Origin of the sequence: Streptomyces sp. YS-3, from assembly GCF_045257485.1 — a bacterium.
In the GTDB taxonomy this organism is placed as follows: Bacteria; Actinomycetota; Actinomycetes; order Streptomycetales; family Streptomycetaceae; genus Streptomyces.
The window spans coordinates 1-15,087 of sequence record NZ_JBJHPC010000116.1 but is presented as its reverse complement, the minus strand read 5'-3'; the positions used below and the strand labels follow the sequence as shown (position 1 = coordinate 15,087).

Genomic DNA, 15,087 nt, shown 5'->3' with positions numbered 1-15,087 from the left:
CCCGGCCCGCCGTCCGCCGAGGTGACACAGGCGCCACCGACCAGCAGGGCCGTGAGGACGAGAAGACAGCGGAGTGCTCTGGACATGGGTGCGGCTCCAGGGTCGGGAGGTCGTCTGCCGGTGGTTTCCCCGTGGRACCACCGAGGCGGGGGGCCGGAAGGTATAGGGTCCGGAATGTCGGCCTGGGGGGGTTTGCCCGGCCCGACGGTCAAAGTCCATCCCGAGGAGCCCTGTTGGTCCAGCGCTTTGACCTGGCAATAGCCTGCATGGCACGGAAGTAGCACGGCCGCATTGCGGGGGAAACACATGAGTATCGGGACAAACTTCGATGGTTTGCCGCAGTTGGACGCGCGAGCCATCGCCGTCTTCGAGTACGTGCTGTCGCGCGGCAGCCTCGACCGCCGGCCACCAGGCGCCTCCCCCGAACTCGGTCTGGCCCAGGAGGAGGTCGAGGCGGCCTGCCGGACCCTGCTGGGGCTGCGGCTGCTGCGCCCGGCTCCGGGCAGACCCGAGGAGCTCATACCGGTCAGCCCCGACGCCGCCGCGGCCGAGGTGGTGGGTCCGCTGGAGGCACGGCTGGCCCGGGACGCGGCGCACGCCCAGGCCGTACGTGACGATCTGCACTCCCTGATGCCCGCCTTCCGCGCCGCCCGGCGCCGGTGCGGCCACCAGGAGGGCATCGACGTGCTGCCCGATCTGCCGGCGGCCTCCGCGATGCTCGGCGAGGCCGCGGCGGACTGCCGCGAGGAGGTGTTCAGCATCCAGCCGGGCGGCGGGCGCGCCCCCCACCGCCTCGGGGACGCCATCGAGCGCGATCTCGCGATGCTCCGCCGGGGCATCCGGATGCGCACGCTCTACCAGCACTCGGCGCGCGCCAGCCTCTCCACCCAGGGGTATGTGGAGACGCTCGCGGAGGCCGGTGCCGAGTACCGGACCGCCGCCGAACTGCCCGACCGGGCCGTGGTGTTCGACCGGGCCGTGGCCTTTCTGCCCCGCCGGGCGGACGGCGGGTCCGGCGAGGGCGCGGTACTCGTCCGGGACCCCGACGTCGTCGCCTACCTGTGCCGGGTGTTCGAGCAGCACTGGTCGGGAGCCACCCCGTTCCTGGGCACCAGCGAGGCCGCGTACAAGGAGGTCGGCCACAGTCTGCGGCGGGCGCTGGTGGGCCTGCTCGCCGAGGGCGCCAAGGACGAGGTGATCGCCCGGCGCATGGGCATGTCGCTGCGCACCTGCCGCCGTCACATCGCGGAACTGCTGGAGGAGCTGGGCGCCGAGAGCCGTTTCCAGGGCGGTGTCCTCGCCGAACGGGCCGGGCTCGCCGTACCCGCGGAGTCCATGGTTCCGGATCAGCGGTGCGGTTGCGGGGAGACCGTGCGCGGATGAGCCGGCGGGTGGTCCGCGTGACCCCGGCCCACCCGCGCCGCCGTCGCGTCCATGCGGGAGGATGGCAGCCCGTTCGGTGCGTCCGCGAAGACCCCGAACGGCGCTTCACGCACGACGAACTGACAGGTGACAAGATGGCGACACTTCACATACGGGGGCCGGTGGCGGCCTCCGCCCTCTCCGCGGCTCCCTCCCCGGCCCGTCGCGCCCCGGAGGGTGTCCGTTGACCCGGGGACTCGTCCTGCACGACTGGGTGGTCGCCGGTATCGCGGTGGCCGCGGGGCTCTTCGCCGCGGTGCTGCTGCGGGCGCTGCTGCGCTGGCTGGGCAGGCACGCGCTCAGGACGAAGTGGAGCGGGGACGACATCATCGTCGACGCGCTGCGTACCGTCGCCCCCTGGGCCGCCGTCATCGCGGGGGCCGCGGCGGCGGCCTCGGCGCTGCCGCTCACCACACGTATGGCGGCGATCACCAACCACTCGCTGACCGCCCTGCTCATCCTGATCACCACGCTCACCACGGCCCGGGTGGTCGCGGGTCTGGTGCGGTCGGTGGCGCAGTCGCGGACCGGTGTGGCCGGGTCGGCCACCATCTTCGTCAACATCACCCGGGTCGTGGTGGTGGCGATGGGCTCGCTGGTCGCCCTGGACATGCTCGGCATCTCCATCGCCCCCCTGCTCACCGCACTCGGCGTGGGCGGTCTCGCGGTCGCGCTGGCACTCCAGGACACCCTCGCCAACCTCTTCGCGGGCGTGCACATCCTCGCCTCCAAGACCGTGCAGCCCGGTGACTACATGCGGCTCAGCAGCGGCGAGGAGGGCTATGTCGTCGACATCAACTGGCGCAACACCGTGGTGCGCAACCTGTCGAACAACCTGGTCATCATCCCCAACGCCCGGCTGGCGCGGACCAATATGACCAACTTCAGCCGCCCGGAGCAGGAGCTGTCGATCCTCGTGCAGGTGGGGGTCGGCTACGACAGCGACCTGGAGCACGTCGAGCGGGTGACCCTGGACGTCGTCAACAGCGTGATGGTGGACATCAACGGCGCGCTCCCCCACCATGAGGCGGCCGTCCGCTTCCACACCTTCGCCGACTCGCGGATCAACTTCACGGTGATCCTCGGCGTGGGCGAGTTCAGCGACCAGTACCGGATCAAGCACGAGTTCATCAAGCGCCTGCACCAGCGCTACCGCGCGGAGGGCATCTCGATCCCGGCGCCGACCCGGACGGTCTCCCTCCACCACGACGACCAGGCCTTCCCGTCGCCGACTCCGTCCCCGCTCGCGGTCCCCCACCCCCGCGAGGCGCCCGACTCGGCGCGGCGGCCCTAGCGGTAGAGGTCCGCAACGTGCCCGCAACCCCGCCCGTGGTGGGGTTGCGGCATCGGCACGACACGCAGACCGAAGGGCCGTGATCCGTATGTCCGCCAGGAAACCGGGAGACGGGCACGACGGCCGCCACGCGCGCGTGGAGCTGACTCCCGCCGCCGCCGGGCTGCTGCGGCGGCTGCGGGCGGCCCACGGGCCCCTGATGTTCCACCAGTCGGGCGGCTGCTGCGACGGCAGCGCGCCCATGTGCTACCCGGACGGCGAGTTCCGTACGGGAGGCTCGGACGTCCTGCTGGAGAACCTCGTCGTCGACGGGGTCGAGGAGCCCGTCCCGTTCTGGATCTCGGCCGCTCAGCACGAGGCGTGGCGGCACACCCGGCTGATCGTCGACGTCGTCGAGGGGCGCGGCAGCGGCTTCTCGCTGGAGGCGCCGGAAGGCGTGCGCTTCCTCATCCGCTCGCGTCTGATCTGAGCCTGCGCACGCCCGTGCCCGCCCTACGCGGAGAGCCTGCGCTCCAGCGGGGTCCGGAAGCTGGGCCGGATGCGTACGGCCCCGAAGAACTCCGTCATCCGTGCCGCCTCGGCGTCGACGGCCCGGTGTGCGGCGGCCCCCACGTCCTCGAAGACCTCGGTGACGATCTCACCGTCCGGGCGCTGCGCCCAGCCGCCGACGATCCGCCCGTTCCACCACACCGAGGGGCCGATGTTGCCGGTCTTGTCGAAGAGTTCGGCCCGGTGGCCGGGGTCCAGGTACCAGTCGCGGTGGCGCCAGCCCATCGGGGTGGGGTCCAGGGCCGGGAGCAGCGCCGCCCAGGGCCCGGGCGCGGGCGGCGCGTCCAGTTGGTGGGGCAGGGCGTGGCCGGGGCCCTCGTCCAGGTCGACGTCCACGGCCCCGGTCCCGGCCAGGGCCTTGCGGGTCTCGGTCAGCGTCCAGCCCGTCCACCACTTCACGTCCTCGGTGGTGGCGGGCCCGAAGGCGTCCAGATAGCGGGCGGCGAGCTCGGTCCTGGCAGCGTCCGCCGACAGCTCCGGGTGCGGCTCCGCGACCGTCCAGCGGAACTGGCTGGAGGCCCAGCTGCCGAGGGGACGCCCGCGCCGGATGCAGCCCTCGGCGGCCATGACGCCCAGGAAGCGGCTGGTGATGCGGGGCTTCGCCTCGTACGGCTTGCCCGCGGCCATCACGATCTGCGCCTTCAGGTCCGGTACGTCCTCGGCGAGCTGGGCCGCGGTGGCCTCCCCGCGCTCGGCGAGAGCGGCCAGGACCGCCTTCTCGGTGGCGGCGAACCACCGCGCGTCGAAGCCGAGTTGTGCACCGATCACCTTGGCCAGATCCGCGCGCAGCCGGACCGCGACGGCCCGGGCCGCCGCCGCGTCCGCCACCGGGGCGAGCTCCGTGGGCAGCACGAACATCGTGCGGCGCATACAGAGCATCCGCACCAGCGAGTGGTCCTCGTAGAGCGCGCGTTCCAGCTCCGCCACCGAGGCGGTGCCGGTGCGCGCGGCGACGGTCAGGAAGACGGTGGCGGGGTCGGTGGCGTGCAGCGCCACCAGTGCCCGGGCGACCTCCTCGGGGCTGCTCGCGCGCGTGGCGGGGGTGAGCAGCTGGCGGGGGCCGAGGCGGGCGCGCCGCGCCTCGGCGGTGATCCTTGGACGGGCCGGGGTCATGGCCTGAGGCTACCGACCACGCTCGCTGTCGCGTTCAGCCCGTCCTGGATCGTGGGCGCCATGCTCGTACCGGCGAGGAAGAAGCCGAGCAGCACGCAGACCATCGCGTGCGAGGCCTTGAGGCCGCCGCTGCGCAGAAAGATCACCGCCAGCACCATCAGCAACAGCACCACCGAGATCGAAATGGCCATGGCCAACCTCCTCCACCGCGCCGGAATTGCGGCATTCGGCGGCCAGTGTGGCGGAGGAGGCGGGCCGGTCGGGCGTATGGCGTGTCCGCCGTACGGGTGCTGTTGAGGGGTGACGGGTCGTCACGGGAGGCGGGTGGCGTCCGCGGCTACTCCCCGTGGGCGCGCAGGAAGGCCTCCAGGCCCGCGAGGTCGTCGGTGTTGATGTGGTCGACGTCGGCGGCGAGCAGTTCGCGCCACAGCGCGTCCCGTTCGGGCCCGGCCAGGTCCGGCGTCGCCCAGAACCGCACCCGCTGCCGGTGGGCGTGGGCCTCGGCGACGATCGCGCGCAGCCTGTGGCGTTCGGCGGCGGGGAAGGGGCCCGCGCCCAGCCAGGTGAAGTTCTGCGTCCAGTCGCTGCTGATCAGCGGGATGAACGCGGCGGTGGCGGCCGTGCCGAGGTCTTCCGGACGGCCGTCGTAGAAGGCGTGGCGCACCTTCTGCGTCTCCATGGGCGCGCGGGCGGCGCGGTCGCCCGAGACGACGGGGGTCACGGCGCCGGGCGTGACACGGCCGTGGGCGTAGACGCTGAGCATGCGGCGGTACGGACGCAGCCGCCGGTCGAGTTCCCGGTAGGCGGCGGCGCCGTCGGCCTTGATGTCGACCAGGAGCTGTACGGGCCGGTGGTAACCCCGGTACACCGAGCCGTGGTTGGCGCGGATCCGGGCCATCAGCGGGTCGAGGTAGAGCTTTTCGAGGGTGCGGGTGGGGTCGAGGCCGGCCGGGTCGTGGGCCACCAGGAGCTGTCCGTCAACCAGGAAGACATCGGCCTCGACGCTGGTGAAGCCGTGGGCGAGGGCGTCGAAGAGGGGGTGCGGGTGCTCGTAGTCGTTGTGCGCGTGGGTCCGGCGCAGCGGTCGTGGCCCGGCGGGGCGGGCGCCGGGGCGCTCGGCCGCGGCGGCGGGCGCGATGGCGGCGGAGGCGGCGACCGCGGCGAGGGCGGCCACGGCACTGCGGCGGGTCGGTCGGGCCATGGGGTGCTCCCGGGGCAACGGGGACGGGCGGACCCGACCGAGTATGCGTGCGGACCGTCCCCGACGGGCAGGCTCCCGGGCGGAGTTGGCCGGTACTTCGCCGCCCGGTCACCCGGTGACGGGGGAACGAACGGACGGCGACGCCCGCGGTGGGTTCCCTCGGGCCGCGCCCGGGAGGCGTTCCCCAAGGGGGCGTTCCCGCGGGCCGAGCCGGGGAGGCGTTCTTCGAGGGGGCGTTCCCTCGGTCCGCGCCCGGGAGGCGTTCCCCGCCGGGACGTCCGCGCGGGCCGCGCGGTCCGCGTCTGGGAGGCGTCGTTCGCAGGGACGTTACTGCGTCAGCTCGCCCCACTCCGCCCCGCGGTCGCACCACCGCGACAGCAGCGTGCGGTCATGTCCCACCGCGAGGAGGGACGCGGACGTCTCGCGCCGGTAGCGCTCGACCACCGCCACCAGGGCGGCCGTCGTGGAGGCGTCCAGCATCGCCGTCATCTCGTCGCAGACCAGCAGCCGGGGCCGCAGGACCAGGGCGCGGGCCAGGCAGGCGCGCTGGAGCTGGCCGTCGCTGACCTCGTGGGGGCGCCGGTTGAGCAGATCCCCGCCGAGGCCGACCAAATCCGCCAGCTCGTCGACGCGCTCGCGGACCTCGATCCGGCGGCCCGTCGCGCGCAGCGGCTCGGCGACCAGGTCGCGCAGCCGCAGCCGGGGGTCGGCGGCGAGCCGGGGCGACTGGAAGACCACCCCGACGGCGGTGCGCCGCGCGCGCGGGGCGCGGTGGCGCCACTGGGTGACCAGGGCGCCGTCGAGGGTGACCGTGCCGTCGTCCGGCCGGTGCAGCAGCGCCGCGACCCGGGCCAGGGTGGACTTGCCGCAGCCGCTGGGGCCGAGCAGGCCGACCGCCTCACCGGGGGCGACGGTGAGGCTCGCCTCGCGGACGACGGGACGGCCGCGCTCGTACCCGGCGGTGATGTTCTTCAGGTCAAGCAAGGCCGGGCTCCTCCAGGTGGTGACAGGCGACCTGGCCGTCGAACGGCGGCAGGGTGCCACACCGGTCGGTGGCCCGTTCGCAGCGGGGCGCGAACGCGCATCCCTCCGGCAGGTCGCCGAGCTCGGGCGGCATCCCGGGGATGGGCGCGAACGCCCGCTCCGCGAGCGCGTCGAGCAGACCCCGAGCATACGGGTGACGGGGTCCGCTCCCGCCGAAATACGAGGTGGCGTCGGCGAGTTCCACGACACGTCCCGCGTACATCACGGCGACCCGGTCGGCGATCCGCTCGGCCGCCGCCAGATCGTGGGTGATCAGCAGCAGCGCCCGGCCCTCGTCGGCCGTCCGGCGCAGCTCGTCGGCCGTGCGGTCGACCAGATCGCGGTCGAGGCCGGTCGTCGGCTCGTCCGCCAGCAGCAGCGGCGCGTCCCCGACCAGGGCGAGCGCGGTCGCGGCGCGCTGAGCCAGGCCCCCGGACAGCTCGTGCGGGTAGCGGTCGAGGTGACCGGGCGGGAACGCGGCCCGCGCGGCGGCGGCCTCCGTCGCCGCCCGCAGCTCGCGCCGGGGGGTGCGGTCGAGCTCGCGCAGGGTCTCGGCGAGCTGTGACCGTACGGTGCGCACGGGGGTGAGGTGGGCGGCCGGGCTCTGCGGTACGAGACCGACGCGGCGCCCCCTTACCGTACGGGCCAGGGTGCGTTCGTCGGCGGCGAGCAGGTCGAGCGGGTCGCCGCCGCCGTGCAGTACGGCGCTGCCGGCCGTCTCGGCGTTGCCCGGCAGCAGCCCGAGGAGCGCCGAGGCGAGGACGGACTTGCCGCAGCCGCTCTCGCCGACCAGGGCCAGGCACTCCCCCGCCGCCAGGTCGAAGGAGACATCGGTGACGGCGGCGACATGGCGTCCGCCGCGCATCCGGAAGCGCACGGACAGGCCGCGCACCGCGAGGACCGTGGTCACAGCATCAGCTCCGATCGGCGGCGCGGGTCGAGGCGTTCGCGCCAGACGCCGGCCAGGCCCGCGACGGCGAGGGTGGGGACGATCAGCAGCAGGCCGGGGAAGAGGGTCGGCCACCAGTGGCCGGTGAGCAGCGAGCCGCGGGCGGACTGGACGAGGTTGCCGAGGCTCGCCTGGTGGCTGGGCAGGCCGAGGCCGAGGAAGGAGAGCGCCGACTCGTGCCACATGGCGTGCGGCACCATCAGCACCGCCGCGAGCCCGGCCTTGGGGAGCACGCCCGGCAGCAGATGGCGCAGGGTCACCCGCAGCCGGGAGGCGCCACCGGAGATCGCCGCGTCGATGTAGGGGCGCGAGCGCAGGGAGAGCACTTCGGCGCGCACGATCCGGGCCGTGGACAGCCAGTGCGTCACGGCGACCGAGGCGATCACCGGCCACACCCCGGGGCGGAACAGGGCGACCACGAAGATCCCGAGCAGCAGGTGCGGCACCGAGGAGAGCACGTCCACGAGCCGCATCACCAACCGGTCGGTCCAGCCGCCCAGGGCGGCGGACGCGGCGCCGACGACCGTGCCGACGAAAGTGGCGACCAGCGCGGCCACGACCCCGACCAGGAGCGAGATCCGCAGCCCGTACACACAGCGCAGCAGGAGGTCGCGGCCGACGTCGTCGGTGCCGAACGGGTGGTCGAGGGAGGGCGGGAGAAGTTTGTGCGAGAGGTCGACGGCCTGCTGGTCGAGGTCGGCGAGCGGCGGTACGAGCAGGACGGTGAGGACGGCCGCCGCGAGGATCACGGCCGAGGCGCGCGCCTTGAGGGTGCGGGTGGAGCGGTGTGCGCGGCCGTGCGCGCGCCACCGGAGGCCGGGGGTGTCAGCCATCGAAGCCCACCCTCGGGTCCGCCAGGCCGTAGAGCAGGTCGGACAGCAGGTTGCCGAGCAGGACGGCGGCGGTGGCGAGCACGGTCAGGGCGGCGAGCAGCGGGAAGTCCACGGAGGTCGCGGCCTGCACGGTGGCGGCGGCGATGCCGGGCCAGCTGAAGACGGTCTCCACCAGCAGGGCCCCGGTGATGAGTTCGGGCACGCGCGAGCCGACCAGGGTGAGCATCGGCAGCATGCCCGAGCGCAGGGCGTGGCCGAGCAGGACGGTCCGTTCGCTCAGTCCCCGCGCGCGTGCCCCGCGTACCGGGTCCTCCTCCAGCGCGTCGGCGACGCCCTGGCGTACGTACAGATAGAACCAGGGCAGTTGGGAGAGGCCGAGGACGGCGGCGGGCAGCACGAGGTGGCGTGCGACCTGGCCGGTGGTGACGGTGTCGCTCGCCGTGTCGGTCAGCCCGCCGGCGGGCAGCACGTCCAGCTTCAGCGCGAAGAACCAGATGGCGAGGAGTCCGAGCCAGAAGGCGGGCGCGGCTTCCAGGGTGTACGCGAGGGAGCTGACGCACCGGTCGAGCGGTCCGCCGCGGCGGCGCGCGGCGAGCACGCCGAGTGCGGTGCCGAGGAGGATCGCTACAAGGAAGGCGGTGGCGGCGAGCAGCGCCGACCAGCCGAGCCGTTCGCCGATGACGTCGGCGACGGGTTGGCGCAGGACGGTGGAGTCGCCGAGGTCGCCGGTGAGGGCCGCGGTCAGCCAGTCCCACCAGCGGGTGAGCAGCGGCTCGTCGACGCCGAGGTTGGCGCGCAGCTGGTCGAGGCTGTCCTGCGAGGCGGTGAGGCCGGCGGTGCCCGTGTACGCCTTGACGGGGTCGAAGGGGGAGGCGGCGGCAACGGCGAAGACGCCGAAGGTGACCACGAGCAGGACGGGGGCGGCGAACAAGGTCCGCCGCGCCGCCATTCGTGCCATCGGCCCCCAGGGGAGGCGGCGGCTCACTTCTTCGGCGCCCAGGTCTCGACGTTCCACCAGGGGCCGGAGGCGAGGCCGTGGTCGTGCGGCTCGGTCTGGGTGGAGAGCCCGTCCCAGCGGTCGGCCACCACGTAGAGGTGGTCGATGTGGGTGAGGAAGGTGTAGCCGGGGTCCTTCACCAGCTCGCGCTGGATGGTGTCGTAGGCGGCCTTGCGCACGGCGGTGTCACCGCTCCGGCGGGCGTCGTCGAGCGCCTTGTCGACGGCCGGGTTCGCGTACCACGCCATGTTGTTGAACCCGTCGCCCGCGAGGGAGGACTTGAGCAGCGTGTACTGGTCGAAGTCGGGGTCGGCGGGCGAGCCGCCGCCCGCGAGGACCGCCTCGTCCTTCATCCTCGGCTCGATGACCTCCCAGGTGCCGGACCGGGTGGTGACCGCGATGCCCGCCTTCTTGGCGTCCGAGGCGTAGGCGAGGGCGTGGTCCTGGCGGAGCTTGTCGCCGGAGAGGTACCAGAGCGGGAAGGCGGCGCGGACGCCGTCCTTCTCGCGGATGCCGTCGGCGCCGGGCTTCCAGCCCGCCTGGTCGAGGAGCTTCTTCGCCGTGGCCAGGTCGTGGGGCCGCTCGGTGCCCCGGGCGAACCAGGGGCTGCCGGTGGGGACCGGTCCGTAGGCGGGCTTGCCGGCGCCGTCGAGGATCTTGTCGACCATGGCCCGGCGGTCGACGGCGAGGTCGAGCGCGCGGCGCACCGCGGTGTCGCCGGTGACCTTGTTGCCGGTGGGCAGGGTCACGGTGCGGTAGTCGTAGGTCCGGGCCGTGTAGGTCTTCTTGTGCTTGTCCTTCGCGAACCCCTGGGCGAGGGCGGGCGGGAGGATCGCGCCGTCCAGGTCGCCGGAGCGCAGCCGGGTGGCGCGCACGTCGTCGTCCTTGATGACGGCCATGGTGAACTTCTTGACCTTGGGCGCGCCGCCCCAGTAGGTGGGGTTGGCCTCGAAGGCGATCTTCTCGTTCCTGGACCACTTGACGAGCCGGTACGGCCCGGTGCCGACCGGAGCGGTGGCGAAGGCGCCGGTGTTGACGTCCTGCCCGCCCGCGATGTGCTCGGGCACGATCGGCAGCACGGTGCGCTGGGCGAAGGGCGCGTAGGGGTACTTGAGCGTGAAGACCACCGTGTCGTCGCCCTCGGCGCGGACCTCCTTGACGGCGTCGAGCTCGCCCTTGGAGGGGTTGTTGGTCTTCGGGTCGAGGATCGTCCTGTAGGTGAAGACGACGTCCTTGGCCGTGAACGGCTTCCCGTCGCTGAACGTCACGCCCTTGCGGAGCCTGTACGTGTAGGTCAGCCGGTCGGCGCTCACCTCGGGCAGCGCGACGGCGAGCGCGGGCCTGAGCGCCATCTTCGCGTCGAGGGTGAGCAGTCCGTCAAAGATCTTGGAGTTGCCGTCCTTGCCGTAGCCGAGGAGCGGGCTGAGCGTCTCGGGCTCGTACGCGATGCCGACGACCGCAGAGTCCTTGACGCCGCTCCGGCCGCTCCCGCCGGGGTTCGAGCAGGCGCCCGCGGTGAGGGCCAGTGCTCCGGCCAGCACCGCGGCGCCCGCTCCCCGTACCGCCCCGCGCATCGAACGGGCCGCCATGCCCCACACCCCTTATTGAAGATCGACTGTTGTTGCGAATGGGTCGCAACAGCTCGCCATTTAAACAGTACGCAAAGGGGTGGTCAAAAACGGGACACTCGGCGCGGACTACGCGGGGGCGGGCAGCCCCACGATCTCCGCGACCGACGCGCGGTGCTCCCCGGCCGAACCCAGCGCGCTCTGCGCCGACTTGGCCCGCTTGAGATAGAGGTGCGCCGGATGCTCCCACGTCATCCCGATGCCGCCGTGCAACTGGACGCACTCCTCGGCCGCGCGCACCGCGACCCGTGAGCAGTACGCCTGGGCGACCGCCACCGCGAGCGGCGCGTCCGGGCTCCCGGTCGCCAGCGCGTCGGCCGCGTTGCGCGCCGCGGCCCGCGCCGACACCACCTCCAGCCACACCTGCGCCATCCGGTGCTTCAGCGCCTGGAAGGAGCCGACGGGCCGGTTGAACTGCTTGCGGTCCCGGGTGTACGCGACGGTCTCGGTCAGGCACCACTCGGCGACGCCGAGTTGCTCGGAGGCGAGCAGTCCGGCTCCGGCGAGCAGACCCCGGCGCGCGGCGGCCAGGCCGGTGTCCGCGTCGGCCAGCAGCGTGCCGCGCACCCCGTCGAGGGCGACGTCGGCGAGCGGCCGGGTGAGGTCGAGCGGGGTGAGCGCCGTGCGGGCCGCCTCGCCCGCCTCGACCGCGTAGAGGCCTTGCGCGGTCGGCACGAGCAGCACGTCGGCGGTGGCGGCGTCCGCCACGGTCCGTACGGTCCCGTCGAGCCCGTCACGCAGCCGCAGCGAGCCCGGTCCGTACGAGAAGGGCACGGCCAGCGCCGCCGTCCTGCGCCCGGACGCCAGCTCGCCGAGCAGCGCCGCGACTTCGGGGGCCGGGGCGCCGAGGGCGAGCAGGGTCTCGGTGGCCACGACGGCGCTGGTGAGGTACGGGACCGGGGCGACGCTCCGGCCGATCTCCTCCAGGACCACCGCCGCCTCGCGGTGCCCGGCGCCTTGGCCGCCCAGCTTCTCCGGCACCAGCAGCCCCGCGAGCCCCATGTCGACGCCGAGCGCCTGCCACAGGCGGGGGTCGTAGGGGGTGTCCGACTCGGCGCGGGCCAGCGCGGACGGGGTGTCGGTGCGGTCGGCCAGCAGGGAGCGCACGGCGGCCCGCAGGTCTTCCTCGGCCTCCGAGTACAGCAGGTCGGGAGCGGTCTCGGTCATCGGGCCAGGTCCTTCCAGGCGATGTCCTTGTCGTTGCGCGGCTCGGCGGGCAGCCCGAGGACGCGCTCGGCGACGATGTTCAGGAGTACCTCGCTGGTGCCGCCCTCGATGGAGTTGCCCTTCGAGCGCAGATACCGGTAGCCGGCGTCGCGGCCGGTGAAGTCGACCAGCTCGGGCCTGCGCATGGTCCAGTTGGAGTACAACAGCCCCTCCTGGCCCAGGAGTTCGACCTCCAGGCCGCTGATCTCCTGGTTGAGGCGGGCGAAGGCGAGCTTCATGCCCGAGCCCTCGGGTCCGGGCTGGCCCGCCATGAGCTGCTGGCGCAGCCGCTCACCGGTGAGGCGGGCGACCTCGGCCTCGACCCAGAGGGTGAGCAGACGCTGGTGCAGGTCGTGGGTGCGCAGCTCGGGGCGCTCGCGCCAGGTCCCGGCGACCGGCCCGATCATGCCGCCCTCGCGGGGCAGCCGCATCCCGCCGATGGAGACGCGCTCGTTCATCAACGTGGTCTGCGCGACCTTCCAGCCCTCACCGACCGCGCCGAGGCGGTGGGCGTCGGGGATGCGGACGCCGGTGAGGAAGACCTCGTTGAACTCGGCCTCGCCGGTGATCTGGCGCAGCGGGCGCACCTCGACACCGGGGTCGGTCATGTCGCAGATGAAGTAGCTGATGCCCTGGTGCTTGGGGAGCGCGGGGTCGGTGCGGGCGATCAGGATGGCCCAGCGGGCGAGGTGGGCGCTGGAGGTCCACACCTTCTGCCCGTCGACGATCCAGTCGTCACCGTCGCGCACGGCCCGGGTGCCCAGCGCCGCGAGGTCGGAGCCGGCACCGGGCTCGCTGAAGAGCTGGCACCACACCTCCTCGCCGACCCACAACGGCCGCAGGAACCGCCGCTTCTGCTCCTCGGTGCCGTACTTGAGCACGGTGGGCGCGGCCATCCCGAGGCCGATCCCGATCCGGCGCGGGTCGTTGTCGGGCGCGCCCGCCGCCGCCAGCTCCGCGTCGACGACCGGCTGGAGCGAGCGCGGCGCGCCGAGCCCGCCCAGGCCCACCGGGTAATGCACCCAGGCGAGCCCGGCGTCGAAGCGGGCCTTGAGGAAGTCGAGGGCCGCGGTGGCCGCGGGCGGGTGGGCGGCCAGCAACTCCCGGGTCAGGGCGCGCAGTTCGTCCGCGTCGGGCTTGCGCTCGCTCATCGGCCGGCTCCGTCCGGGAGCACGACCACACGGCCGGTGGTGGTGCCGTCCGCGACCCGCTGGACGGCCGCCGCGGCCTCCCTCATCGGCACGCGCTCGCTGATCAGCGGCTTGACGGCGCCCTTGGCGGCCAGCTCGGTCAACTGCTCGTGACAGCGCGGGATGGACGCGGGGTCCTTCTGCGCGTACAGCCCCCAGTGCAGACCGACGATCGAGTAGTTCTTCACCAGGGCGTGGTTGAGGGCGGGGGCGGGGATGCTGCCGCTGGCGAAGCCGATGACGAGGATGCGGCCCTCGAAGGCCACGCACTTGGCGGACTTGGCGTACGCGTCGCCGCCGACCGGGTCGTAGATCACGTCCGCGCCGCGCCCGCCGGTGGCGTCCTTCACGGCGGCCACGATGTCCTCGGTGCGCCGGTCGATGACCAGATCGCACCCCAGCTCGCGGGCGATGGCGGCCTTGTCCGCGCCGCCGACCACCCCGATGACCCTGGCCCCGGCCGCCTTGCCGAGCTGGACTGCCGCGCTGCCGACACCGCCGGCCGCCGCGTGCACCAGCAGCGTCTCTCCCGCCTGGAGCTTGGCCCGGCGGTGCAGGCCGAACATGCCGGTCTGGTAGCCGATGTGCAGGGCGGCGGCCTCGGCGTCGTCCAGCGCGCCGGGGGCGGGCAGCAGCGCCGCCTCGTCGGCGATCACGTAGTCCGCCAGCCCCCCGAAGGGCAGCACGGGGTTGGCGATGACCCGTCGCCCGTCCTCGGTCTCCCCGCAGATCTCCACCCCGGGCGTGAACGGCAGCGGCGGCTTGATCTGGTACTGCCCCCGGCACAGCAGCGCGTCCGGGAAGTTGATGTTCGCGGCGCGCACCTTGAGCAGCACCTGCCCCGGACCCGGGGTGGGGGGCTCGACCTCGTCGAGCCGCATCACCTCACCGGGCTCGCCGTTCTCGTGCACTCGCCATGCCTGCATTCGGGGCCTCCACGCGCTGTAGGCGGTACGGCTGCGTACCCTTGCGCCTGCATACTAAGCGGTCGCTTGCTGCGGAGGGAACAGGTGAAAGGGCGCGATGTTCCCGCGCGCCGGACGCCCACAGGGCCGTCCGCCGCCCGGCCCCCAGGCCGGTTACCTGCTCCCGCCCCGGGGCCGCGCCCGGACATGCATGCGCTCCCCCTGCGGCCCGAACAGGCTCAGATACTCCACCGGCGCGTCCCCGGCCGGTCCGAACCAGTGCGGCAGCCGGGTGTCGAACTCGGCCGCCTCCCCCGCCCCCAGCACCACATCGTTCCCAGCGAGCACCAGCCGTAGCCTCCCCGCCAGCACATACAGCCACTCGTACCCCTCATGGACACGCGGCTCGGGCGCCCCGGCGGTACCCCGGTCCACCACCTTGTACGCCTGGAGCCCGCCCGGCTGGCGGGTGAGCGGCACCATCGTCTTCCCGCCGCGCACGATCGGCTTGGCCCGCACCCGGGGGTCCCCGACGGGCGGGGCGCCCACCAGGTCGTCCAGCGGCACCTGATGGGCACGGGCGATCGGCAGCAGCAGCTCCAGACTGGGCCTGCGGTGCCCGGACTCCAGCCGGGAGAGCGTGGAGACGGAGATCCCGGTCGCCGCCGACAGATCCCCGAGCGTGGCCCCGCGCTCCTTGCGGATGCGGCGGAGCCGGGGACCGACCTCGGTCAGTACGTCGTCGAGTGCGCGGTCGTCAGCCATACGGCCATTGCA

The 15,087-nt window shown here is 73.5% G+C and carries 15 protein-coding genes; 3 read left to right on the top strand and 12 right to left on the bottom strand.

The window, feature by feature from the left end:
• Positions 1–306 precede the first annotated feature (306 nt).
• The 3 genes from ACJA3G_RS13030 (at position 307) to ACJA3G_RS13020 (ending at position 3,185) form a co-directional block, all read left to right on the top strand.
• On the top strand, positions 307–1,383 hold the full coding sequence (locus tag ACJA3G_RS13030) for a hypothetical protein (RefSeq protein ID WP_406553108.1): 1,077 nt from the start codon (positions 307–309) through the stop codon (positions 1,381–1,383).
• 223 nt (positions 1,384–1,606) lie between these two features.
• Positions 1,607–2,716 carry a mechanosensitive ion channel family protein gene (locus ACJA3G_RS13025; protein ID WP_406553107.1) on the top strand — a complete coding sequence of 370 codons (1,110 nt, stop codon included), beginning with the start codon at positions 1,607–1,609 and terminating at the stop codon, positions 2,714–2,716.
• An 88-nt stretch (positions 2,717–2,804) separates the two neighbouring features.
• Positions 2,805–3,185: a DUF779 domain-containing protein gene (locus ACJA3G_RS13020; protein ID WP_406553110.1), complete on the top strand. Its 381-nt coding sequence runs from the start codon at positions 2,805–2,807 to the stop codon at positions 3,183–3,185.
• Between the two features lie 23 nt (positions 3,186–3,208).
• Here ACJA3G_RS13020 and ACJA3G_RS13015 read toward each other — a convergent pair whose 3' ends face one another.
• The 12 genes from ACJA3G_RS13015 to ACJA3G_RS12960 all read right to left on the bottom strand — a co-directional run bounded on the left by ACJA3G_RS13015 (position 3,209) and on the right by ACJA3G_RS12960 (position 15,075).
• On the bottom strand, positions 3,209–4,378 hold the full coding sequence (locus ACJA3G_RS13015; RefSeq protein WP_406553106.1) for a winged helix DNA-binding domain-containing protein: 1,170 nt from the start codon (positions 4,376–4,378) through the stop codon (positions 3,209–3,211).
• A complete protein-coding gene (locus ACJA3G_RS13010; protein ID WP_344073987.1) occupies positions 4,375–4,569 on the bottom strand; it encodes a hypothetical protein in 195 nt (64 codons plus the stop codon). The genes ACJA3G_RS13015 and ACJA3G_RS13010 overlap by 4 nt, the downstream gene beginning before the upstream one ends.
• 146 nt (positions 4,570–4,715) lie before the next feature.
• Positions 4,716–5,579 carry a phosphatidylinositol-specific phospholipase C/glycerophosphodiester phosphodiesterase family protein gene (locus ACJA3G_RS13005; RefSeq protein ID WP_406553105.1) on the bottom strand — a complete coding sequence of 288 codons (864 nt, stop codon included), beginning with the start codon at positions 5,577–5,579 and terminating at the stop codon, positions 4,716–4,718.
• A 327-nt stretch (positions 5,580–5,906) separates the two neighbouring features.
• Positions 5,907–6,563 carry an ABC transporter ATP-binding protein gene (locus ACJA3G_RS13000; RefSeq protein WP_406553104.1) on the bottom strand — a complete coding sequence of 219 codons (657 nt, stop codon included), beginning with the start codon at positions 6,561–6,563 and terminating at the stop codon, positions 5,907–5,909.
• The gene (locus ACJA3G_RS12995) at positions 6,556–7,467 is read right to left on the bottom strand and encodes an ABC transporter ATP-binding protein (RefSeq protein WP_406553109.1); all 912 of its coding nucleotides are present in this window, start codon (positions 7,465–7,467) and stop codon (positions 6,556–6,558) included. Before ACJA3G_RS12995 ends, ACJA3G_RS13000 begins: the two co-directional genes overlap by 8 nt.
• 41 nt (positions 7,468–7,508) lie before the next feature.
• Positions 7,509–8,384, bottom strand: a complete 876-nt coding sequence (locus ACJA3G_RS12990; RefSeq protein WP_406553103.1) for an ABC transporter permease — start codon at positions 8,382–8,384, stop codon at positions 7,509–7,511.
• Complete coding sequence (locus ACJA3G_RS12985; RefSeq protein WP_406553102.1) at positions 8,377–9,342, bottom strand: ABC transporter permease; 966 nt, start codon at positions 9,340–9,342, stop codon at positions 8,377–8,379. Before ACJA3G_RS12985 ends, ACJA3G_RS12990 begins: the two co-directional genes overlap by 8 nt.
• Positions 9,343–9,365: 23 nt before the next feature.
• Entirely contained in the window at positions 9,366–10,970 is a 1,605-nt protein-coding gene (locus tag ACJA3G_RS12980; RefSeq protein WP_406553101.1) for an ABC transporter substrate-binding protein, read from the bottom strand.
• 108 nt (positions 10,971–11,078) lie between these two features.
• The gene (locus ACJA3G_RS12975; RefSeq protein ID WP_406553100.1) at positions 11,079–12,176 is read right to left on the bottom strand and encodes an acyl-CoA dehydrogenase family protein; all 1,098 of its coding nucleotides are present in this window, start codon (positions 12,174–12,176) and stop codon (positions 11,079–11,081) included.
• Positions 12,173–13,366, bottom strand: coding sequence for an acyl-CoA dehydrogenase family protein (locus ACJA3G_RS12970; RefSeq protein ID WP_406553099.1), 1,194 nt, complete (start codon positions 13,364–13,366; stop codon positions 12,173–12,175). The genes ACJA3G_RS12975 and ACJA3G_RS12970 overlap by 4 nt, the downstream gene beginning before the upstream one ends.
• Positions 13,363–14,331, bottom strand: a complete 969-nt coding sequence (locus ACJA3G_RS12965; protein ID WP_406553098.1) for an NADPH:quinone oxidoreductase family protein — start codon at positions 14,329–14,331, stop codon at positions 13,363–13,365. The genes ACJA3G_RS12970 and ACJA3G_RS12965 overlap by 4 nt, the downstream gene beginning before the upstream one ends.
• 153 nt (positions 14,332–14,484) lie before the next feature.
• A complete protein-coding gene (locus tag ACJA3G_RS12960; protein WP_406553097.1) occupies positions 14,485–15,075 on the bottom strand; it encodes a helix-turn-helix domain-containing protein in 591 nt (196 codons plus the stop codon).
• Positions 15,076–15,087: the final 12 nt, after the last annotated feature.